Annotated in this window: 16 protein-coding genes and 1 pseudogene; 6 read left to right on the forward strand and 11 right to left on the reverse strand. The window is 60.2% G+C overall.

Annotated features, from left to right (window positions below):
• The first annotated feature begins 376 nt into the window (after positions 1-376).
• The 4 genes and pseudogenes from MYY08_RS04560 to MYY08_RS04575 all read left to right on the forward strand — a co-directional run bounded on the left by MYY08_RS04560 (position 377) and on the right by MYY08_RS04575 (position 5,343).
• Complete coding sequence (locus tag MYY08_RS04560) at positions 377-943, forward strand: fimbrial protein (protein WP_190296370.1); 567 nt, start codon at positions 377-379, stop codon at positions 941-943.
• Positions 944-1,013: 70 nt separating this feature from the next.
• Positions 1,014-1,678: pseudogene (locus tag MYY08_RS04565) on the forward strand (fimbrial biogenesis chaperone).
• A 14-nt stretch (positions 1,679-1,692) separates the two neighbouring features.
• Entirely contained in the window at positions 1,693-4,233 is a 2,541-nt protein-coding gene (locus MYY08_RS04570) for a fimbria/pilus outer membrane usher protein (protein WP_288013491.1), read from the forward strand.
• Between the two features lie 9 nt (positions 4,234-4,242).
• Positions 4,243-5,343, forward strand: a complete 1,101-nt coding sequence (locus MYY08_RS04575; RefSeq protein WP_244555308.1) for a fimbrial protein — start codon at positions 4,243-4,245, stop codon at positions 5,341-5,343.
• Between the two features lie 124 nt (positions 5,344-5,467).
• Here the strand turns inward: MYY08_RS04575 and MYY08_RS04580 are convergent, their stop codons facing one another.
• On the reverse strand, positions 5,468-7,285 hold the full coding sequence (locus MYY08_RS04580) for a glycoside hydrolase family 15 protein (protein ID WP_502888447.1): 1,818 nt from the start codon (positions 7,283-7,285) through the stop codon (positions 5,468-5,470).
• A 269-nt stretch (positions 7,286-7,554) separates the two neighbouring features.
• Between MYY08_RS04580 and adhP the strand changes: the two genes are divergently transcribed.
• On the forward strand, positions 7,555-8,568 hold the full coding sequence (gene adhP, locus MYY08_RS04585) for an alcohol dehydrogenase AdhP (protein ID WP_038629561.1): 1,014 nt from the start codon (positions 7,555-7,557) through the stop codon (positions 8,566-8,568).
• 101 nt (positions 8,569-8,669) lie between these two features.
• Here adhP and MYY08_RS04590 read toward each other — a convergent pair whose 3' ends face one another.
• From MYY08_RS04590 to MYY08_RS04630, 9 genes are all read right to left on the reverse strand, one after another.
• Positions 8,670-9,599, reverse strand: coding sequence for an alpha/beta hydrolase (locus MYY08_RS04590; protein WP_038629560.1), 930 nt, complete (start codon positions 9,597-9,599; stop codon positions 8,670-8,672).
• A 210-nt stretch (positions 9,600-9,809) separates the two neighbouring features.
• Positions 9,810-11,210 carry a cation:proton antiporter gene (locus MYY08_RS04595; protein ID WP_038629558.1) on the reverse strand — a complete coding sequence of 467 codons (1,401 nt, stop codon included), beginning with the start codon at positions 11,208-11,210 and terminating at the stop codon, positions 9,810-9,812.
• 207 nt (positions 11,211-11,417) lie between these two features.
• Positions 11,418-11,921, reverse strand: a complete 504-nt coding sequence (locus MYY08_RS04600; protein ID WP_038629555.1) for a TIGR00645 family protein — start codon at positions 11,919-11,921, stop codon at positions 11,418-11,420.
• A gap of 55 nt (positions 11,922-11,976) precedes the next feature.
• Positions 11,977-14,655 (reverse strand): two-component system sensor histidine kinase KdpD, encoded by a 2,679-nt coding sequence (kdpD, locus tag MYY08_RS04605; protein ID WP_288013500.1) that lies wholly within the window; start codon positions 14,653-14,655, stop codon positions 11,977-11,979.
• A gap of 51 nt (positions 14,656-14,706) precedes the next feature.
• Positions 14,707-15,285, reverse strand: coding sequence for a potassium-transporting ATPase subunit KdpC (gene kdpC / locus MYY08_RS04610; protein WP_038629550.1), 579 nt, complete (start codon positions 15,283-15,285; stop codon positions 14,707-14,709).
• 10 nt (positions 15,286-15,295) lie between these two features.
• Entirely contained in the window at positions 15,296-17,344 is a 2,049-nt protein-coding gene (gene kdpB, locus MYY08_RS04615; RefSeq protein WP_288013503.1) for a potassium-transporting ATPase subunit KdpB, read from the reverse strand.
• Positions 17,345-17,359: 15 nt separating this feature from the next.
• The gene (gene kdpA / locus MYY08_RS04620) at positions 17,360-19,039 is read right to left on the reverse strand and encodes a potassium-transporting ATPase subunit KdpA (protein ID WP_103790909.1); all 1,680 of its coding nucleotides are present in this window, start codon (positions 19,037-19,039) and stop codon (positions 17,360-17,362) included.
• Positions 19,039-19,128, reverse strand: a complete 90-nt coding sequence (gene kdpF, locus MYY08_RS04625) for a K(+)-transporting ATPase subunit F (RefSeq protein WP_081981850.1) — start codon at positions 19,126-19,128, stop codon at positions 19,039-19,041. Before kdpF ends, kdpA begins: the two co-directional genes overlap by 1 nt.
• 120 nt (positions 19,129-19,248) lie before the next feature.
• Positions 19,249-19,377: a hypothetical protein gene (locus MYY08_RS04630; RefSeq protein WP_288013508.1), complete on the reverse strand. Its 129-nt coding sequence runs from the start codon at positions 19,375-19,377 to the stop codon at positions 19,249-19,251.
• Positions 19,378-19,388: 11 nt separating this feature from the next.
• On the opposite strand from MYY08_RS04630, the gene MYY08_RS04635 reads away from it, so the two are divergent.
• Positions 19,389-20,486, forward strand: coding sequence for an ABC transporter substrate-binding protein (locus MYY08_RS04635; protein ID WP_038629545.1), 1,098 nt, complete (start codon positions 19,389-19,391; stop codon positions 20,484-20,486).
• Positions 20,487-20,534: 48 nt separating this feature from the next.
• On the opposite strand, the gene MYY08_RS04640 is transcribed toward MYY08_RS04635, so the two are convergent.
• The gene (locus MYY08_RS04640; protein WP_038629543.1) at positions 20,535-21,665 is read right to left on the reverse strand and encodes an RNA-guided endonuclease InsQ/TnpB family protein; all 1,131 of its coding nucleotides are present in this window, start codon (positions 21,663-21,665) and stop codon (positions 20,535-20,537) included.
• Positions 21,666-21,714 lie beyond the last annotated feature (49 nt).

Genomic DNA, 21,714 nt, shown 5'->3' on the forward strand with positions numbered 1-21,714 from the left:
CTGTTAACTTTTACCGCAAAATATATTTTGCTCGCCATTAATCATATTATTGCAATGTTAAAATAGGTAATTAAAATTTAAACTTAAGTCAAATGAACATTTGCTTAACCTAAATTCTACATAATAAGTTATTGCATATTATTTTTTCAGCGTTATTATTTCCCCCGCGTTAGTTATACCTCCTTTACCTTATATCAATTAACCTGACCTGTTGCTGCATCTGACAATATTATGCGGCGGAGGGCGGGAACCTATTTATCATCTCTCGACGGAACGAAATTAATATTATCAGGGAGGACCTGACGGCAGATGCGTCATGCCTGATGTGGCCCGGCGCTCAAACTGCTGTGGATATAAATTAATAAAGAGAGCAAGCATGAAAACAGAGTTACGCGTTATGGCATTAATTTTATCCTGCTTCGCATCCGGTGCGGCTATTTCAGCAGGCACCAACCCAGGCGACATAGGCGGCGCGCAAGGCCCCGGCGGTCAGATCAATTTCACCGGCAATATTACCGACGCCTCCTGTAATGTCGACACGGCGAAAACCGATGAAAACGTTCGTCTGGGCACCTGGGCAAGCAGTTACTTCACTACCGTAGGCACCGAAACCCAAAAACAGCCTTTCCATATCTCCGTGAAGGACTGCCCCGATACGGTGACCAAAGTCGCGGTGCTGTTTGACGGGCAGGCTGCGGACGCTAACGAGGAGCTGTTGGCGATCAACAACGGCCCCGGCACCGCTACCGGCGTAGCGGTCCAGCTGTACGAGGATGACAAACAGCAGAAAGTTAAGCTCGGCCATGTCACCAACGAACACGACATTAAAACGCATGATAAAGACACCGAACTCACCTTTTACGCAGACTATCGCTCCACCAGCGAAGATGTGACCGTGGGTGAAGCCAACGCCGTGGTGAACTTCAGCATGGTTTACAACTAATCATTATTGAGCAGGGTTCTCCCTGCTCAATACCCCGCTGTTTTATTTCCCTGATTGATGGTTGCTGCTTATGAAACGTTTCTTTTCAGGTATTGCTGGACTCTTTCTCCTGTTATCACACCTGGCTCAGGCTGGCCTCGTTATGGGTGGAACCCGCGTTATTTATCAGGAAGGTAAACGAGAAGCATCCATTTCGGTGACGAATGCCGATACCCGCTCGCCCTTTTTAGTGCAGTCGTGGGTGGAAAACTATTCCGAAACCGATAAAAGCCGCGCGCCCTTTATCGTGACGCCGCCGCTGTTCCGCCTGGACCCGAACAGCAGAATCTGCTGCGCATTAATTTTACCGGCGCGCCGCTGCCAACCGATCGCGAATCTGTTTTTTGGCTGAATGTGAAAAGTATTGCGCCGTCGAAAAAGGGCGAAATCAATAAGCTACAAATCAATATTAAATCTAAATTTAAGCTCTTTTATCGGCCAAATAATTTGCCGGGCAACCCGGAAACCGCCTGGAAGAAACTCACTTTTCAGCTGAAGGGCAACCGTTTGGTCGCACATAATCCGACGCCCTATTTTGTCTCTTTTTATTCGCTCAGCGTCGGCGGGAAAGCGATTGACGAACCCGGCATGATCGGTCCGCGAGCCGAGCAAAGCTGGCCGATAAATGCAACGGGCGTCATCAAGTGGCGCGCCATCAATGATTTCGGCGGCATCACCAATTACGCGCAACAGTAGACCCTGGCGGCCCTATGGCAAAAAAAGCGTCCTCAGCTAGCTGGCATGGCCGTTTCCCGCTGCACGCCCCGGCAGGAAGCGCAGCGCTGCTTGCTGCTGTTCCCGCAGCGCTTTTTATGCTGTGCCACTACCGCCCGGCGCGAGCTGAAGATTATTTCGACCCGGCGGCGCTGGAGCTCTCCGATCCATACCAGAAAACGGCCGATCTGCACTATTTCGCTAAAGCGGGCGGCCAGCAGCCGGGCGATTATCTGGTGACGGTGCTGGTCAACAACCAGGAGATGGAACAGCGCAACGTCACCTTCGTCGAGGAGAACGGCAGGCTACAGCCGGTGCTGACCGTCGCGCAGCTGGCGGAATATGGCGTTAACGTCAGCGCGTTTTCCTCATTCGGCAAGCTGCATGAAGGCGAAACCCTGACCCGCATCGATCAGTATATTCCCGACGCCAGCAGTCAGTTCGATTTTACCGGGCTGCGTTTGTATTTGAGCATTCCGCAGGCGGCGATGAATACGCCAGGCCGTGACTATGTCGATCCGGCGCGCTGGAACGACGGCATTCCGGCCGCGTTTATCAACTACAGCCTGTCCGGTTCGCAAACCCGCCAGGCAGAAAGCGACACCACCACAAACTATCTGAATTTACGCAGCGGCGTTAACCTCGGCGGCTGGCGGCTGCGCAATATCTCCTCGATGACCTGGGACAAAACCCGCCGCTGGCAGTCGCAGAGCACCTGGCTGCAATGCGACGTGAAAGCGCTAAAAAGCCAGCTGCGCATCGGCGATATTTATACGCCCGGCGATATTTTCACCAGCGTGCAGTTTCGCGGCGTGCAGCTGGCTTCGCAGGATGAGATGTTGCCGGACAGCATGCGCGGCTTCGCGCCGGTTATTCGCGGCATGGCGCACAGCAACGCCAAAGTCACCGTTTCGCAGCACGGCTACGTCATCTATGAAACCTACGTTCCGCCGGGCGCCTTCGCAATAAAGGATCTCAATCCCACCGCGCAAAGCGGCGATTTACAGGTGAAGGTTCAGGAGAGCAACGGCGCCGTGCAGACCTTTACCCAGCCTTACTCCGCCGTGCCTTTTATGCTGCGTGAAGGACGCCTGAAATTCAGCCTCAGCGCCGGCCGTTATCATTCAGGCGTTGAGCAGACGCGTACGCCGCAGTTTGTGCAGACGTCGCTCTATTATGGTCTGCCCTGGGCTTTTACCCTTTCCGGCGGCGCGCAGCTGGCGGAAAACTATCAGGCTTACGCCTTCGGCGTCGGGCACGGCTTCGGCGAATTAGGATCGATAGGGTTGGACGCCACGCTGGCCGCGACCGAGGCGCCTTCTCATCGCCACTATTCCGGCCATTCGCTGCGCGCGCAGTACCAGAAAGATATTAACCTGACCGGCACCACTTTCAGTCTCGCCAGCTATCGCTACTCCTCCAGCGGCTACTATGAATTTGGCGAGGCCAACGCGCTGGAAAGCCGCAGCGGGCTGGTGAACAACAAACGCAGCCGCAAAGAGATCGCCGTCAGCCAGTCGCTCGGCGATATCGGCAGCCTCACCGCCTCCTTTTATTCCCAGCAGTACTGGCATGCCGAAGGCCATGATGAGACGGTGCATCTCGGCCTCTACAGCGGATGGAAAGGCATCTCCTGGGGAGTGGGCTACTACCTCACCAAATCATCGGATCGACATAAAAAAGATCGCTCGATCTCCTTCAACATTTCAGTACCGCTGAACCGCTGGCTGCCGGATCACACCATCAGCTATAACACCCTTTCCGCCAGCAACGGCTACAGCTCTCAGCAGGTCTCGCTTTACGGCACGCTGCTGGATAAGCATAACCTCTATTACAGCGTACAACAGGGTTACGATAGCCAGGGGCAAGGGCACAACGGCGGCGCATCGCTCGATTATCACGGCGGATACGGCACCGCGCAGCTGGGCTACCGGCACGATAGCCTGAGTCGCCAGATAACCTGGGGCGCATCAGGCTCGGTGGTGGCGCATCCGCACGGCGTTACGCTCGGCCAGCCTACCGACGACACCTTCGCCATCGTGCGCGCCCCCGGCGCATCGCATGTGGCGATTCAGAACGGCAATAATATTCACACCGACTGGCGCGGTTACGCTGTGGTTCCCACGCTGACGCCTTACCGAAAAAATTACATCACCCTTGATACCGAAACCCTGGCCGACGACACCGACGTCGAGCTGGAAGGACAGACGGTCATCCCTGGCGGCGGCGCCGTCGTACAGGCGAACTACCGCACCCATATCGGCAACCGGGTGCTCTTTACACTGAAAAATAAAGAGGGCCCGCTGCCGTTCGGCACCAGCGCGCGGCTGCTCGTCTACAGCGAAGAAGAGGGTGCGCCCGCCAGCGGCATGGTCGCCGATGGCGGACAGGTCTATCTGAGCGGCATTCCTGACCGGGGCGCCATTGAGGCGCGCTGGCAGTCCAGTAACGTCACGCGGAAGTGCGTTATGCATTTCCGCCTCCCCAATAACCAGCGGCAGTCTCCGGTAAAAACGGTCAGCGGCCTGTGCTTATAAGAGGTGTTTATGCATACATTATTGCGCGCGCTCGGCTTATCCCTTGCGCTAATGGCGGGTCTCTGGAGCCAGGCTGGTCAGGCGGAAAACTGCGGTCCGGCAACGTCGCAGATGACCATCAACCTGCAAAATATTAAATACCTGCCGACGCTGCCGTCGGATATGCAAATGACGACTCCGATGGCGGACAACGGCGGCGGGGTTCATTTTACCTGCGATCGTCAGGCGCCGACGGCGACATGGAAACGCATTGTGTATCAGCAAAATGGCGCACCTGAAACGATTATCAATGGCCGCCACGTTTTTCCCAGCAGTATCAAGGGAATCGGTTATGCGCTCGGCCTACAGTGCAACGGCGGCGCGATTCGCTATATCGACGGCGCCGACGCGCCAGCCGGCAGCGAGTCCGTTACGCTATGCGACAGCAGGCAGACTGCCTCAATGCTTGACCTGCGCGAGCTTATCGTAAAGATCTACGTGATCTTTTACAAAACCGGCAACGTAGAGTTGATCGATGGCAACCACAGACAGATGGATCCGCTCCCGCACATTGGAAAACTTTATATAGAATATCAGCCAGCGGGCGCGGCAAGCAGCGTGACCAGCCCTGCCGCGACGCTCGATCTGGCGGCGATGAACGTCGATATTGGTCAGCAAGGCAGTTGCCAGGTCACCCGATCCACTATCAATGTCGATCTTGGCACCGTAAGCCGCACGGATTTCCATGGCAAAGGCCAGACCGCAGGCAATGTAAAAACGTTTTCGCTACCGGTGTACTGCACCGCGAGAACAGACATCAGGGTCGGCTTTTTCGGCGTTACCGCCGCTGCCGATATGCCTGATACCCTGGCCTTAACCCAGCAGGCCGATGCGGCGCGCGGCGTGGGCGTAAAGCTGAGATACGGTCAAAATCCCGCCCCGGCTCCAGCCGCAGGCACCCCCGTCAAGATTAACGAGGCCAGCAACCTGCCGGTGGTAAAAACCATTACGGCAAGCGACGCTGGCCACGCGGAGAACATCAACTTTACCGCGGAGTATGTGCAGACCGAAGAAAGGGTGTCGGCGGGAACCGCCAACAGCATGGCGACCTTTGTATTGATCTATAACTAATCAGCGCGCTTAACCGGCTCCTGAAAAAGGCGACCTTTAGGCCGATCGATAACCCGGCGGCGCGCGAAGCTGACCTTCGCCAAAAAAAGCCCGCTTTGCGCCCGCGGTTTAAAACAGCCTGCGGTTACACCCGATGTCCCGGATTAGCGTCCGCCAGCGCGTTGGCGGCGCAAACCAGCGAAAGATGGCTCAGTCCCTGCGGCATATTGCCCAGCCAGTTCTGCGTATGGATATCAAACATCTCATTAAAGATTTCCACGTTGCCGCGCTGACAGAGCTGCTCCAGGATCTCATCCATCGCGCGCTGCGCCGCCTCGCGCTCGCCCAGCTCCGCCAGCGCCTCCACCATCCAGAAAGAGCAGGCGACAAAGGTGGCCTCCTCTTTCTCCACGTCGGAATAGCGATAGAGCATCACGCCGCCGCGTCCTAATTCCTCGCGGATTTGCGTCAGCGTCGACAGCATCCGCTGCGGGTTCACTTTGCTGCCGTAATAGTGCGTCAGCGCCACCGCCGCATCGAGCCGTTCCGTCCCGGCGTAAAAGGTGTAGGCCTGGCGCTGCTCTGACCAGCAGTGCGTCTCGATCCAGTCGCGGATACGATCGCGCTCACGCTCCCAGCGCCCTACCCAGGTCGGTTCAATATGGCTGTCTTCCGCCAGCTTGACCGCCTGGTCGAGCGCCAGCCAGCAGGCCATTTTCGAGTGAGTATAGTGCTGTTCTTCAGGCAGTTCCCAGATGCCGGAATCCTTCTGCCGCCAGCTGTCGGCGCAGTGGTTCGCCAGCTTGCCGAGCAGACGCGACGTTGAGAGATCCAGGACGTGGCCCGCACGGATAAACAATCGCGCGGTCGCCAGCATATCGCCATACATGCTGATCTGAACCTGATCGCGGGCGTTGTTGCCGACCCGCACCGGCTGCGTGCCCTGATAGCCTTCCAGCGGCGGATTGCGCTCTTCCGGCACCTGGCCGCCCTCCAGTGTATAGCAGGCGCGCAGGCCGCCGTCGTGACGGCGAATGGTGTTCGACAGCCAGGAAAACGCCGCCTTACAGTCTTCCAGCGATCCCAGATAAACAAACGCCTTGATAATCAGGCAGGCGTCGCGTATCCAGGCGTAGCGGTAATCGTAGTTTTTATCGTTGCCGAGCTTTTCCGGCAGCGAGGAGGTGGCCGCCGCCGCCAGCGCGCCGGTCGGCGAATACCAGAGAAACTTCAGCGCCAGCGCCGAGCGCCTGACATGACTGTCGTAGCGCCCGTGATCCGCCAGCCCGTCAGCCCAGTCGCGCCAGGCGGTATGGCTGGTTTCGATGCGCTCATCGATTTTCTCCGGCGCCGGGATCGCCAGCGGCTCGCGCTCGGTGGTCACCAGCGCCACCAGCGAGCGCGACGCCGGCGAGGTGGTAAAGGTGGCGGTCAGCCGCACATCGTCGCACTGTTCGATGCGCACATCATCGGTCAGGCGCAGCATCGCCATCAGTTCGCCGATGTGCCACAGCGGATGGCCGTTAACCTTGTTATGCCAGGGTGAGCAGGTTTCCGCGCGCGTGCCGGGCTGGAAAATCACCTGTATCTCCACCTCGCCGCTTACCCCTTCCACGCGTCGCGCCAGCTCATTCCACGGCAATCGTCCCGCCAGGGTGCTGTTCAGCGATTCCGTTATCAGCACCTCGCCGCTGTCGGTCTGGTAGCGCGTCTCCAGTACATTACTGTTCTCCCGATAGTGGCGCTGCATTCGCCACGGCGCGGTCGGCGCCACCTGAAAATAGCCGCCGTTGCTGGCGTCAAGAATACGGTCGAACAGCGGCGGCGAATCGAGATTAGGCGCGCACCACCAGTCGATGGCGCCGTCGGGCGCAATCAGCGCGACGGAACGGCCTTCGCCAATCGCAGCGTAGTCGCCCAGCCCGGCATAGCCTTTTTCGCGGGCGGGAGAATCCCAGGTCATGTTCTTCACAGCGACGTTTTCCTTTATCTGAACGGCAGCGCAGAGAGGCGCACATGGCAAGGCTGGCTTCTCGCGCTGCGCTGGCAGGCATTCGTTAAGCGTAGTACACCGGTGATCGTTGTCACACTCTGGATAATCGCTGCGTTGCGTATACCTCTTAATGGTTAGCATAGAGGAAAAGGCGAACGGCACGGTCAGCCGGACGCGCCTGTTCGTCCCGTAAAACGCATAAAGGATATGACCCAACCTCACCAACGGAGAGACACGATATGAAAGCAGCTGTTGTCACCAAAGATCATCGCGTTGAAGTTGTGGAAAAAACGCTGCGCTCGCTGAAACATGGCGAAGCGCGTCTGAAAATGGAGTGCTGCGGCGTCTGTCATACCGACCTGCACGTTAAGAACGGCGATTTCGGCGACGCGACCGGCATTATTCTCGGCCATGAGGGCATCGGTATTGTGGAAGAGATCGGGCCGGGCGTTACTTCGCTGAAGCCGGGCGATCGCGCCAGCGTCGCCTGGTTTTATGAGGGATGCGGACACTGCGAATATTGCAACAGCGGCAATGAAACCCTGTGCCGCAGCGCAAAAAACGCTGGCTACAGCGTCGACGGCGGCATGGCTGAAGCGTGCATCGTCGTCGCCGACTACGCGGTAAAAGTACCGGACGGCCTCGATCCGGCGGCGGCCAGCAGCGTGACCTGCGCGGGCGTCACCACTTATAAGGCGGTAAAAGTCTCCGGCATTCGTCCGGGCAAATGGATCGCCATCTACGGGCTGGGCGGCCTGGGCAACCTGGCGTTGCAGTACGCGAAAAACGTCTTTAACGCGAAGGTCATCGCGGTAGATATCAATGACGATCAGCTCGCGTTCGCCACGGAAATGGGCGCGGATATGGCGATTAACTCGCGCAATGAAGATGCGGCGAAAATCATTCAGGAGCGCGTCGGCGGCGCCCATGCGGCGGTGGTCACCGCGGTCGCCAAAGCCGCCTTTAACTCCGCCGTCGACGCCATGCGCGCCGGGGGACGCATCGTCGCCGTCGGCCTGCCGCCGGAGTCGATGAGCCTGAATATTCCGCGTCTGGTGCTGGACGGCATTGAGGTGGTCGGCTCGCTGGTCGGCACTCGTGAAGATCTGGCGGAAGCATTCCAGTTCGCGGCGGAAGGCAAAGTGGTGCCGCGCGTGCAGCGCCGCGCCATTGACGAGATTAATGAAATCTTTCATGAGATGGAGAGCGGGAAAATCCGTGGCCGCATGGTGATCGATTTCACCCATAAATAGCGCGTTGCGGCCTTAACCGGCCGCCGCCAGGCGGGTCAGCTTGTTTGCGCGTCTGCGGCGGGCTGGCCCAGCGTCATCCGCGTCGCGGGCTGTCGCCCCGCTTAAATCGACTCGGTGCGCAGCGGCACGCGGCGACGGCGGCGCGACTGCAACCAGAGCGCATAGGCCTGATCCCAGATGGCGGCGGGCGTGCCCGCCTGCCCTAATCCAAAGCCGTGACCGCCACGGCTGATCTGCACCAGCTCCACCGGCACGCCCTTGCGGCGGCAGGCTTCACGCATAATCAGGGTATTCTGCGGCGGCGAAATGCGATCGTCCTCCGCCTGCGCCAGGAAAGTCGGCGGATAGGCGGGCGTGACGAAGTTTTCAATCGACCACTGCGCTTCCTGCTCTGGCGTAGCGTGTCGGCCCGCCAGCATGCGGTGGGTCACGGTATGGTTATAAGGCGCCTGGAGCGTAATCACCGGATAGATCAGCCCCACGCTGTCAACCGACGGCGCGACGGCGTCCAGCTCATCCTGCGGCGCGTAAGTGGCGTAGTCGGGCCGCGCGGCCGCCATGCCCAGCAGATGCGCGCCGGCGGAGAAGCCCAGCGCATGCACGCGATTCTCCATCGTCCGCACCAGCCGGATCGCCCGCTGCGCATCCTGCAACGCCGCCAGCGGCCCGGCATGCCATTTTTCGCCGGGCAGCCGGTAGCTCAACACATAGGTGGTATAGCCGAAGCCGTTCAGCCAGCGCGCCACCGGCCAGGCTTCGCGCCCCATGCCGATCCAGCAGTAGCCGCCGCCCGCCGCGATCAGCACCGCTTCGCCGTTAGGTTTCCCCGGCTGAAAACGCTGAATCGATGGACAGACGATATTGGACCAGGAACCGGACTTATTGATATGCAGCGCCCCGGACGGCCCGCCGCCGCCGGGCGGCGTTTCCGGCCATAGCGGAATCACATTCTGACGCGCGAACAGGTTGCCGGTCTTGATAGAAAATAAACTGGCGCCGGCCCCCAGAAGAAAACGCCGACGACTAATCATGCTTCATGCCCGTCATTCTCAAACGTTAAAACCAAACCATGAAAAGCGATAAGGCAAAGGGCCACCCGAGCGTTGCTTAACAACGTGTCGTTAATGATGTCGGGGTCTGCCAATCGGGACCAACGCTGAACAGCGTCGCTGTATTATCTTAGCCCGAAAAACGTGATCGCCGTCAGCGTTATTTAGATTTAGCAGAAAGGAAATAAAGCGTTACCGCTGCGCGTTCTCCCGTTCTTTGACCTGCTGGCGCGCTTTGCGCCGTTCCTCTTCCTTCTGACGCCGCGCTGCCTGCCAGACCTGACGCCGTTTCAGCAACGGCGTCACCGTGATGCCGTGGACCACCACGCTGGCGGCCACCAGCGTCAACGCCATATCCACCATCGTTTCCGCCTGCGGCCCGGACATGCCGTGCATCCAGGCGTAAGCAATATAGTTGATACTGCCGATGCCGCGAATGCCGAGCCAGCCAATCAACCAGCGCCGTCCCGTCGGCATGCCGGTGCCGATGGTCGAAATCCAGACCGCCAGCGGACGGATCACCAGAAACAGAACCGCAGCCAGCAGCAGGCCGGCGGGGTTCCAGTGCAACGCCAGCGTGACGCCCAGCGCCACCACCATCAGCGCCGCCAGCAGACGCTCCACCGTATCGCCAAACGACAGCGCATCACCCACCACCAGCCCTACCGAATGCGCCGGGCCGTAATCTTCCTGCAAATGGCGCTGGTTAGGGTTGACCAGCAGCTCCGCCGGCGCCATGCGGTTGTCTTCCGGCAGCTGTTCCGGCGGAAAGGTTTTCACCACGTAAACTTCCGCGTGACGCAGCCCGATGCCTGCGGCAAAAGCGGCAAGGAAGCCGGAGGCTTCAACCGTCTGCGCCGCCGCATAGCTAATGGCGATCAGCGCCAGCGCAAGAAAATCATTTGGCGCGATATCGTTGTGCACGCTGCGCAGTCGAGTGGCCATAATGCCGATCAGGCGGCCAAAGCTGTAGCCGATCAGCGATCCCATGCCGATCGCCCACAGTACATCTTTCAGCAGCCAGTGGCCGAACAGCCCGGCAGAGACCGGCTCCTGACCCTGAAACAGCAGCAGCGCCAGCATCAGCAGCGGCAGTGCCGAACCGTCGTTCATTCCCGCCTCGCTGGAGAGCGCCACGCGCATCGCGTCGTCGTCGCCCGCATGGTTGACGGATATCAGGCTGGCCAGCACCGGATCGGTTGGCGCGACGATCGCGGCGAACGCCAGCGACAGCGGCCAGGAAAAGCCGGTGATCCAGTGCACCACCATCATCATGCCGAGCACCGTCAGCAGCATAGCGGGGAACGCCAGCAGGCCGCCGATGCGCCAGCTGCTCGCTTTCAGCGGCAAGCGCAGCTTCAGCCCGGTGATAAACAGCGAGGCGGCAATGGTGATTTCAGTAATATGCGCCGCCAGATCGGGATGGGTCAGCACATCGAGCCTGACCAAGTCGAGCGCCCACGGCCCGAACAGGATGCCAAACAGTAAAAACAGACCAAAAGAAGTCACCGGCCCACGGTGAATCCATCCCGACGCCAGTGACATAACCAGTAATAAGCCGCCACTGGTGGCGGTCCAGCCAAGGAAATCCATATTACTCCCGTGATAATTTCTTACTGAATGGATTAAGCCTGGCATATATCCATAGCGCCTGCGGGGAAAAGCTGGACGGATGAAAAGGAAATAAGAGAATGAAGGAAAGCGAGACGCGAAGCGGCAGCGAATCGTTACCGGCGATAAAAAGAAAAAAGCCACGCCCGAAGGCATGGCTTTTCGCAACGGCGCGGCGCGTTAAACGGCTCAGTGACCGTTTTTGTTCTGGCGCGACATCGCATCCAGCCAGCCCATCACAAACGCCGACAGCACAAAGGTGAGATGGATAATCACATACCACATCAGCTTATCGTTGGCGACGTTGCGCGCCTCCATAAACACCCGCAGCAGGTGAATCGAGGAAATCGCCACAATCGAGGCCGCCACTTTGTTCTTCAGCGAGCCTGAATCCATTTTACCCAGCCAGCTCAGCTTCTCTTTATGCTCGTCGATATCGAGCCGGGAAACGAAGTTCTCATAGCCGGAGAGCATCACCATCACCAGCAGACCGCCGACCAGCGTCATGTCCACCAGCGACAGCAGCAGCAGGATCAGGTCGTTTTCCGCTATCTCCAGGATATTGGGCAGCAGATGCAGGATTTCCTGAAAAAACTTAATGGTCAGCGCCAGCAGACCCAGCGACAGACCGATGTAAACCGGAGCCAGCAGCCAGCGCGATGCATACATCAGGTTTTCGGTGAAGCGTTCCATAAAGTCCAGTAAGTTAGTCAACACAGAGGCTCAGTATAACCGAAGCCTGGTGAAGTTATTTCAGTTCCTCCTGTTCCGCTTCCGGCAGCACGGGCGGCGTCGCCTGCGGCAGCGAAATCAGGAAGCTCGCGCCGCCTTCGGCGCGGGCGCGCGCGCTTATCTGCCCGCCGTGCGTCTCGATAATCGCCTTGCAGATCGCCAGCCCCAGTCCGACGCCCGGCACGGCGGACTCTTTATCGCCGCGCGTAAACTTATCGAAAATCTTCTCTTCCTGTCCGGCGGGAATGCCCGGCCCGCTGTCCCAGACTTCAATCTCCAGCCGTCCCGCCCGCTCTACGGCGCGAATGCCGCGCGGCGTCTGCGCGCCAGCATACTTGACGCTGTTCTCCAGCAGATTGATAAACACCCGCTCCAGCAGCGTGCTGTCGCCGTGCAGCCAGACCATCCCGTCCGGCAGCGCCAGCTGTACGTTGTCACGCGGCAGGATCGCCGCCAGCTGCGTCAGGGCGCTGCCGACGAGCTCCTCCAGCAGCAGCCATTCCTGATGCAGGTTTAACCCGCCCGACTGGATGCGCGCCATATCGAGCATATTGCTCACCAGCCGAATGGTGCTGAGCGTCTGCTCGCGGATCTGGCTCGCCTGGGACGTAAACCTCGAGTTCTCCGCCGACAGATCGAGCATCAACATCTCCGCCTGGCCGAACAGCACCGTCAGCGGCGTACGTAGATCGTGCGACAGGGCCGACAGCAGCGCGTTGCGCAGCTGCTCGCGCTCCGCCGCCAGCCGGGAGGCCGCTTCGCTGCGCGCCAGCGCGATGCGCTCCAGCGCGTTCGCCAGCAGCACGCAGTAGGTTTCCAGCAGCCGCTGCTGCTCCGGAATCATCAGCTGGCGCAGGTTATCCGGCTCCACCACCAGCAGCCCCCAGCGCTTTTCCTGGGTTTTTAGCGCCAGCATCTGCCAGGGCATCGCCGGCAACGTGTCGGTGCCCGCGCCGGCGGGCTGTCCCTTGCTGAAGCTCCAGCGGGCGATGGCGCCATCGGGCGGCAGCGTCAGGCTACTGTCGCCGGTGATCACCAGCTCGCCTTTTTCATCGGGCAGCAACAGCGCGCTGCGCGTCTGCAAAGTGGCGAAAATGCTGCGCTGGCCCGCGGCGGCGATATCCTCATGGCGCAGCGCGCTGCTGAGCGAGCGGGCCAGCTCATAGAGATAGCGCGCCCGTTGTTCGCGATAGCGCGCCACCCGCGCCTGATAGCGCACGCCCGCCGTCAGGTTGCCGACGATCACGCCGACCGCCAGCATCACGCCGAAGGTGACCAGATACTGTAAATCGGAGACCGCCACCGTGCCGGTCGGCGCGACAAAAAAGAGATCGAAGGCGAGGATGTTCATCACCGTCGCCGCCACCGACGGCCAGCGGCCATAGCGCAGGGCGATAATCACCACGCCGAGCAGGTAGATCATTACGCCGTTGGCGGGATCGAAGTCGGGCAGCCAGTACTGCCCACAGAAGGTGATCAGCGCGCAGAGCAGCAGCGCCGCCGCCATGCCGCGCAGCTGCGTCGCCCACTTTTCGCCAAAGGCGCGCGTATCGCTGAGCTGGCCGGTAAGCTCGCGCGTCGCCTCCTCCAGCGCCACCACCAGCAGATCGAGATCCGGCCCCAGCTGGCCGAGGCGATCGGCGAAGCTGTCGCGCCGCCAGCGCCGCGTCGGACGGCGACCAATAACGATTTTGCCGAGGTTATGCTCCCGCGCGTAGCGCAGCACCGCCTGCGCCTCGTCGCTGTCCGCCAGGGTAGCGGTTTCCGCGCCCAGCTCCTGCGCCAGCCGCAGCGTGCGCAAAATGTTGCGCCGCCGCGCCTCCGATAGCCGGTAAAGGCGCGGCGTCTCGACGTAGACCGCATGCCAGACGCTGCCCAGCCGCGACGCCAGCCGGGCGGCGGTGCGCACCAGTTTTTCGCTGCCGGTGTTGTCGCCGATGCAGAGCAGGATCGCGTCGCGCGTGTGCCAGACCTTCTCCCTTCCCTGCGCGTCGCGCCAGGCGCGCATCTGATCGTCCACCCGGTCGGCGGTGCGCCGCAGCGCCAGCTCGCGCAGCGCGAACAGGTTGCCCTTGCGGAAGAAATTCTCAATCGCCCGTTCCGCACGGTCGCCGACGTAGACTTTGCCCTCTTTCAGCCGCTGACGCAGGTCGTCCGGCGGCAGATCGACCAGCACCACCTCGTCCGCGCGGTCGAAAAAGGGATCGGGCACCGTTTCGCGCACCTGAATGCCGGTAATGCCGCCCACCACGTCGTTCAGGCTTTCCAGATGCTGCACGTTGACGGTGGTCATCACATCGATGCCCGCCTCCAGCAGCTCGTCGATATCCTGCCAGCGTTTGGGATGACGTGAGCCGGGCACATTGCTGTGCGCCAGCTCATCCATCAGGATTACCGCCGGACGTCGGGCCAGCGCGGCGTCGAGATCGAACTCCTCATAGCGCGAACGTCCGGTAGCGCGACGCGGCAGCACGCTCAGCCCTTCCAGCAGGCTTGCGGTCTCCTCGCGTCCGTGGGTCTCTACGATGCCCACCAGCACGTCCAGCCCCTGCGCGCGCAGCCGCCGCGCCTCCTGCAACATGGCGTACGTTTTCCCCACGCCCGCGCAGGCACCGAAGTAAATTTTAAGCTTGCCGCGATGGCGGCCAGATTGCAGCAGCGCATCCGGGTTGGGACGGGCGATGTCGTCGTTCATTAAAGTCCCTGAAAATGTGAAGGCCGTTTTTCTGGGCGTGCCGGGCGCCGATCAGCGCGCCGATGTCAACGCGTCCAGCGCCATATTCAGTTTCACCACATTCACCCCCGGCTCGCCAAGAAATTTCAGCAGCGGACGGTCGCTATTTTCCTCAATCAGCCGCTGCACGGTTTCCAGCGGCAGCCGACGCGCCGCCGCCACGCGCGGCGCCTGCCACTGCGCCGCCGCCGGAGAGATATGCGGGTCCAGCCCGCTGCCGGAGGCGGTGACCAGATCGACCGGCACCGTGCGGCTCGCCTGCGGATTGGCGGCGCGCAGCAGCGCGACGCGCTCGCTCACCGCCTGGTCCAGCGCCGGGTTGCTGGCGGCCAGGTTGCTGCCCGACGAGGCGGCGCCGTTATAAGGCGGCGCCGCCGTGGCCGAAGGCCGCCCCCAGAAATAGTCATTGCGGCTGAAAGCCTGGCCGATCAGCGCCGAGCCGCGCGCTGCGGCGCCTTCCTGCAACAGCGAACCGTTGGCCTGCGCCGGAAACAGCCACTGCGCCAGCTGCGTGGTGAGCAATGGATAGAGGCCGCCGGTCAGCAGCGTCAGTAAAATCAACAGGGTAAGAGCGGGACGTAATGCGTACATGATGTTTTCCTCAGGCCCAGCCCAGCAGGGTGAGCGCCATATCGATCAGCTTGATGCCGACAAAGGGCACCAGCAGGCCGCCGACGCCGTAAAGCCACAGGTTGCGCCGCAGCAGCGCCGCCGCGCTCAGGGGCCGATAGCTGACGCCCTTCAGCGCCAGCGGGATCAAAAACACAATCACCAGCGCGTTAAAGATCACCGCCGACAGAATCGCCGAGTTGGGCGAATGCAGGTGCATTACGTTCAGCAAATTAAGCTGCGGATAAGTGGCGGCGAAGGCGGCCGGGATAATGGCGAAATATTTCGCCACGTCGTTGGCGATGCTGAAGGTGGTCAGCGAGCCGCGCGTCATCAGCATCTGTTTACCGATATGCACCACCTCCAGCAGTTTGGTCGGGTTAGAGTCGAGATCGACCATGTTGCCCGCCTCTTTTGCCGCCTGGGTGCCGGAGTTCATCGCCACCGCCACGTCCGCCTGCGCCAGCGCCGGGGCATCGTTGGTGCCGTCGCCGGTCATCGCCACCAGTCGGCCCTCCGCCTGGTACTGACGGATCAGCGCCAGCTTCGCTTCCGGCGTCGCCTCCGACAGGAAATCGTCGACGCCCGCTTCAGCGGCGATCGCCGCGGCGGTCAGCGGGTTATCGCCGGTAATCATCACGGTTTTGATGCCCATCTTGCGCAGCTCGGCGAAACGCTCGCGGATGCCGCCCTTGACGATATCTTTCAGCGCCACCACGCCCAGCACGCGCGCGTTTTCCGCCACCACCAGCGGCGTGCCGCCGGTGCGCGCCACCTCCTCCACCAGCGCGTCCACCTCGGCGGGGAAAACGCCGTGGTTGGCGGCGATATGTTTGCGCACCGCGTCCACCGCCCCTTTGCGGATGCTGCGCTGTTGCACATTAACGCCGCTCATGCGCGTCTGGGCCGAGAACGGAATAAAGGTGGCGTCCATGCTTTGCAGATCGCGCTCGCGCAGGTTGAATTTCTGCTTCGCCAGCACCACGATGCTGCGCCCTTCCGGGGTTTCATCCGCCAGCGAAGCGAGCTGCGCCGCATCCGCCAGCTGCTGCTCATTGATGCCCGGCGCGGGCATAAAGTGGGTCGCCTGACGGTTACCAAGAGTGATGGTGCCGGTTTTATCCAGCAGCAACACATCCACATCGCCCGCCGCCTCCACTGCGCGGCCGCTGGTGGCGATCACGTTGGCGCCCAGCATACGGCTCATGCCCGCCACGCCGATGGCCGACAGCAGCCCGCCGATAGTAGTGGGGATCAGACAGACCAGCAGCGCCACCAGCACCGTCACGCTGACCGCGTGGCCGCCCCAGGCGGAAAACGGCCAGAGCGTGGCGGTCGCCAGTAAGAAAACGAGGGTCAGCGAGATCAGCAGAATGGTCAGCGCGATCTCGTTTGGTGTTTTGCGCCGCTTCGCCCCTTCCACCATAGCGATCATGCGGTCGAGGAAGGTTTCGCCCGGATTGACGCTGCACTGGATCACCAGCCAGTCGGAAAGAATGCGCGTACCGCCGGTCACCGAGGCGAAATCGCCGCCCGATTCACGGATCACCGGCGCCGATTCGCCGGTAATGGCGCTCTCATCCACCGAGGCGCCGCCTTCCACCACTTCGCCGTCGCAGGGGATAATATCGCCCGCCTCCACCAGCACCCAGTCGCCTTTACGCAGGGTTTCCGCCGCCGCCTGCTGCCAGGCGGCGTCGTGATGCGCCGCGCTGAGCTTCTTCGCAAAACTGGTTTTTTTCACCCCTTTCAGGCTGCTGGCCTGCGCCTTGCTGCGTCCTTCCGCCAGCGCTTCGGCGAAGTTGGCGAACAGCACGGTGAACCAGAGCCACAGCGCGATGCTGCCGGTAAAACCGGCGTCGCCCGCCGTCTGACCGGCCGCCATCGCCGCCGTCAGCAGCGTAGTCAGCGCGCTGCCACAATAGACCAGAAACATCACCGGATTGCGGAACTGCACGCGCGGATTCAGCTTTTTAAACGCGTCGATGATGGCAGTACGCATCAGCGCCCCATCAAACAGCGCCTGTTGTTGACGACTCATTAGCTTCCTCGCCCGTTAACGCGAAATCAGTTGTAGATGTTCTGCCACCGGCCCCAGCGCCAGCGCAGGAATAAAGGTCAGCGCCCCCACCAGCAGCACCGTGCCGATCAGCAGGCAGACAAACAGCGCGCCGTGGGTGGGCAACGTGCCGCTGCTCACCGGCTGCGCTTTTTTCGCCGCCAGCGAACCGGCGATCGCCATCACCGGAATGATGATGCCGAAGCGGCCGACCAGCATGCAGAACGCCAGCAGGAGGTTCCAGAAAGGCGTATTGGCGCTCAGCCCGGCGAAGGCGCTGCCGTTGTTGTTGGCCGCCGACGAGACGGCGTAGAGCACCTCGCTGAAGCCGTGGACGCCCGGATTCGCCATGCCGGCGCGTCCCGCCTCGCTCATCATCGCCAGCGCCGTGCCGAGCAGCACCAGCGTCGGCGTCACCAGAATCGCCAGCGCGGTCAGCTTCATTTCACGTACGTCGATCTTTTTGCCGAGGTATTCCGGGGTGCGGCCGATCATCAGTCCGGCGATAAACACCGCCAGCACCACGAACAGCAGCATGCCGTACAGCCCGGCGCCGACGCCGCCAAACACCACTTCGCCCAGCTGCATCAGCCACATCGGCACCATGCCGCCGAGCGCGGTGAAGGAGTCGTGCATGGCGTTGACCGCGCCGCACGAGGCGGCGGTAGTGATCACCGCAAACAGGCTGGAGTTAAGAATGCCGAAGCGCGTCTCTTTGCCTTCCATATTGATGGCGCTGTCCGCGCCGAGCGTCAGGAAATGCGGGTTGCCGCGCAGCTCCGCCCACATCACTGCCGCCACTGCGACGACAAACATCAGGGTCATCGCCCAGAGCAGCGCATGCCCCTGACGGTGATCGCCGACCACGTCGCCGAAGGTGAAGCAGAGCGCAGCCGGGATCAGAAAAATCGCCAGCATTTCAATGAAGTTGCTTAACGCCGTAGGGTTTTCAAAGGGATGCGCCGAGTTAGCGTTGAAGAAGCCGCCGCCGTTGGTGCCCAGCATTTTGATCGCTTCCTGCGACGCCACCGGACCCAGCGACAGCGTCTGCTTCGCTCCTTCCAGCGTCTGCACATCGACGCTGGCGCTCAGCGTCTGCACCACACCCTGGCTGACCAGCAGCAGCGCGATAATCAGGCCGATCGGCAGCAGCACATAGAGGGTGACGCGCGTCAGATCGCGCCAGGCGTTGCCGAGCGTCGCCAGCGATTTATTGGCGAAGCCGCGCATCAGCGCAAAAGCGACGGCGATGCCGGTCGCCGCCGACAGGAAGTTCTGCACCGTCAGCCCGACCATCTGGCTCAGCGGGCTGAGGGTGCTTTCGCCGCCATAGGATTGCCAGTTAGTGTTGGTGACGAAGCTGACGGCGGTGTTCAGCGCCAGATGCCAGCTCAGGTTCGGCAGATGCAGCGGGTTCAGCGGCAGCGCCTGCTGCGTCAACAGGATCGCCAGCAGCAGCGCCAGACCCGCGCCGTTAAAAAGCAATATCGCCAGCAGGTAGTGCTGCCAGCCCATGCTCTGTTTTTCCGCGCCGCACAGACGCCACAGCGCGCCTTCCAGCGTCGGCAGCAGCGGCCTGTCGCGTACGATGCCCGCCATGGCGCGGCCCAGCGGCTGCGCCAGCAGCATCAGTACGAGCAGATAGCTGGCCAACAATAAAAACGCCGAGGCGATCATCAGAATGCCTCCGCATTGATCAGGGCATAAACCAGATAGCCCAGCAGTAAAAACAGCAGCACGATGCCCGCCGCAATTCCAGTACTCACAGTGACCTCCAAAGGCGCTTTACAGTTAGCGCAGAGGATAAAAACTGGCGTATAAAATTGGCGTTAAATTACGGCGGCGCGGTGTAAAAAAAGTATAAAAATGCGGGAATGACGGCGCGTTCATCCGTGTAGAAAACGCCCGCATCGCCCGCCCTTGCTGATGCCCTGCGTTCTCTTCTTCTTCCGCCAGCGCAGCGGCATTTGTTGAGATCGCAACTGATTTTCATTATCATTTTCTTTTCCGTTCATTTACGTTCCCTATGCGCAAACTTTTCCTTTTGCTGTTGTTGTTCAGCCACTCGCTTTTTGCCCGCCAAATCAGCGATATCAACGGCGTACAGGTCGTCATACCCGATCATCCTCAGCGCATCGTCCTGGGCGAAAGCCGCATGCTTTACACGCTGGCGCTGTTGCAGCCCGGCTATCCGGCGGCGCATATCGCAGGCTGGCCCGCGGATTTAGCGAAGTACGATCCGCAAAGCTGGCGTCAGTACCTGGCGCGCTTTCCGCAGCTGGCCGACATCCCACAGCTCGGTTCGGGCAGTATCCGCGAGCTGAACGCCGAACGGGTTTTACAGCTAAAGCCTGATCTGGTCATCCTGCCGCGCCTGGCGAAAACCGGCGGCGAGGAGGCGCGTTTCCGTCAGGTGATGCAGCAGGCGGGCGTGCCGGTAATCACCGTCGATCTGCGCGTCGACCTGCTGCACAACACGCTGCCCAGCGTCAAAATCCTCGGCGAGGTGTTGAATCAGCCGCAGCGCGCGCAGGCGTTCGCCGACTTTTATCAGGCGCATATGCAGCGTATCGCGCAGCGCCTGGCAAGCCGTCAGGGGCCGCGCGCCCGCGTGATGCTGCACCTGCATTTGGGACGGCGTGATACCTGCTGCACCACGGCGGTTAACGGCAATCTCGGCCAGCTGGTCGCCTTCGCTGGCGGCGACAACATCGCGGCCGACACGGTGAAAGGGGTTTTCGGCGAGCTGAACCCGGAGCAGGCGCTGGCCGCGCAGCCGCAGGTTTATATCGCCACCGGCATGGCCGACGCGCAGGAGAAGGCGAAAACCGTCGCGCTGGGGCCGCTGGTCAGCGCATCCCAGGCGCAGCAGAGCTTTCAGCGCGTGATGGCCGCGCAGCCGCTGCTCAGCCAGCTGGCGGCGGTGCGTGAAGGCCGCGCTGGCGCGCTGTGGCACAACTTCTATCTCAGCCCGTATCACGTCGTCGCGACCGAATGGATCGCGAAAATGCTTTACCCGCAGCTGTTTGCCGATATCGATCCGCAGCAAACCTTGCAACAACTTTACCAGCGCTTTTTACCGCTGGATTTTTCAGGGACCTTCTGGAGTCAGTTACCTAATTGACTGCTCCCCGCCCTAAAGGGCGAGGATTCCCACTTCACAGAGCCTAACCTAAGCCGCTTTATGCGGTTCAGGATTTACAGGCTCTCCGTGGGCTAACACTGCCAGCCCGGCAGCTTTGATATTACGGGCCGCGTTAATGTCGCGATCATGGATTGCTCCGCACTCAGAGCAAGTCCATTTACGAACATCAAGGGGCATGGTTTTCATGGTGAAACCGCAACAGCTACAACGCCTGGAAGAAGGGAAATACTGGTCGATAGCGATAACGCTACGCCCTGCCCATTCCCCTTTGTACTGTAGCTGGCGAACAAGTTCGCTCCAGCCTGCATCAGCTATCGCTTTAGACAGCTTCGGGTTGTGGATCATGTTTTTCACCTTGAGGGATTCGACGCAAACAACTTGGTTTTCGTTAATCAGTTTGCGGGACAACTTATGCAAGTTATCCATCCGGCAATCGGCAATTTTTGCGTGGAGTCGGGCAACCTTTAAGCGGGCTTTGGCGCGGTTCTTTGAGCCTTTTTTCTTCCTGCTCAACCTGCGTTGCTGTAATGTCAGTCGCTTCGCATATTTAGCCGTGTGGCGGGGATTGCCGGTTTTGAATCCGGTGTCGGTGACAAACAAATCTTTTAAGCCAACATCAATGCCGACAGTTTTAGCGATAACAGGCATTGATACAGGTTCAAATTCACACAGGCAGGAAACAAAGTATCTGCCAGCGCTATCTTTGGAAATGGTAATGGTTGATGGCGCAGAAGGTAACTTACGGCTCCAGCGAACGTCCAGCGGCGACTTGCTCTTTGCCATATATAATTTGCCGTCACGGTATTTAAACGCGCTCGCAGTGAACTCAGCCGCCTGCTTGTGCCGTTTGCTTTTGAAAGCCGGATATGCAGCACGTCCGGCGAAGAAGTTAGCGAAGGCCGCTTGTTGGTGTCGCAGAGACTGCTGTAGGGGGACGCAGGAAACATCGTTAAGCCAGGCGTATTCAGGCTCTTTTTTGAGCGCCGTAAGGCGTGCATTAGCCTGTAGATAACCGATTTTTTCCTTTCGCTCGTAGTACGCATCGGTACGCCAGCGGAGGATGGAGTTGTAGACGAAGCGCACACAGCCGAACGTCTGAGCTAAAAGTTCAACCTGCTCAGTTGTCGGGTAAAACCGGTATTTATATGCGCGTTTCATGTCTTCACATACTAAAGAGGAAAATGTGATTATGCAAAAGACAGTTAGT

Source organism: Mixta sp., assembly GCF_024610815.1.
In the GTDB taxonomy this organism is placed as follows: domain Bacteria; phylum Pseudomonadota; class Gammaproteobacteria; order Enterobacterales; family Enterobacteriaceae; genus Mixta; species Mixta calida.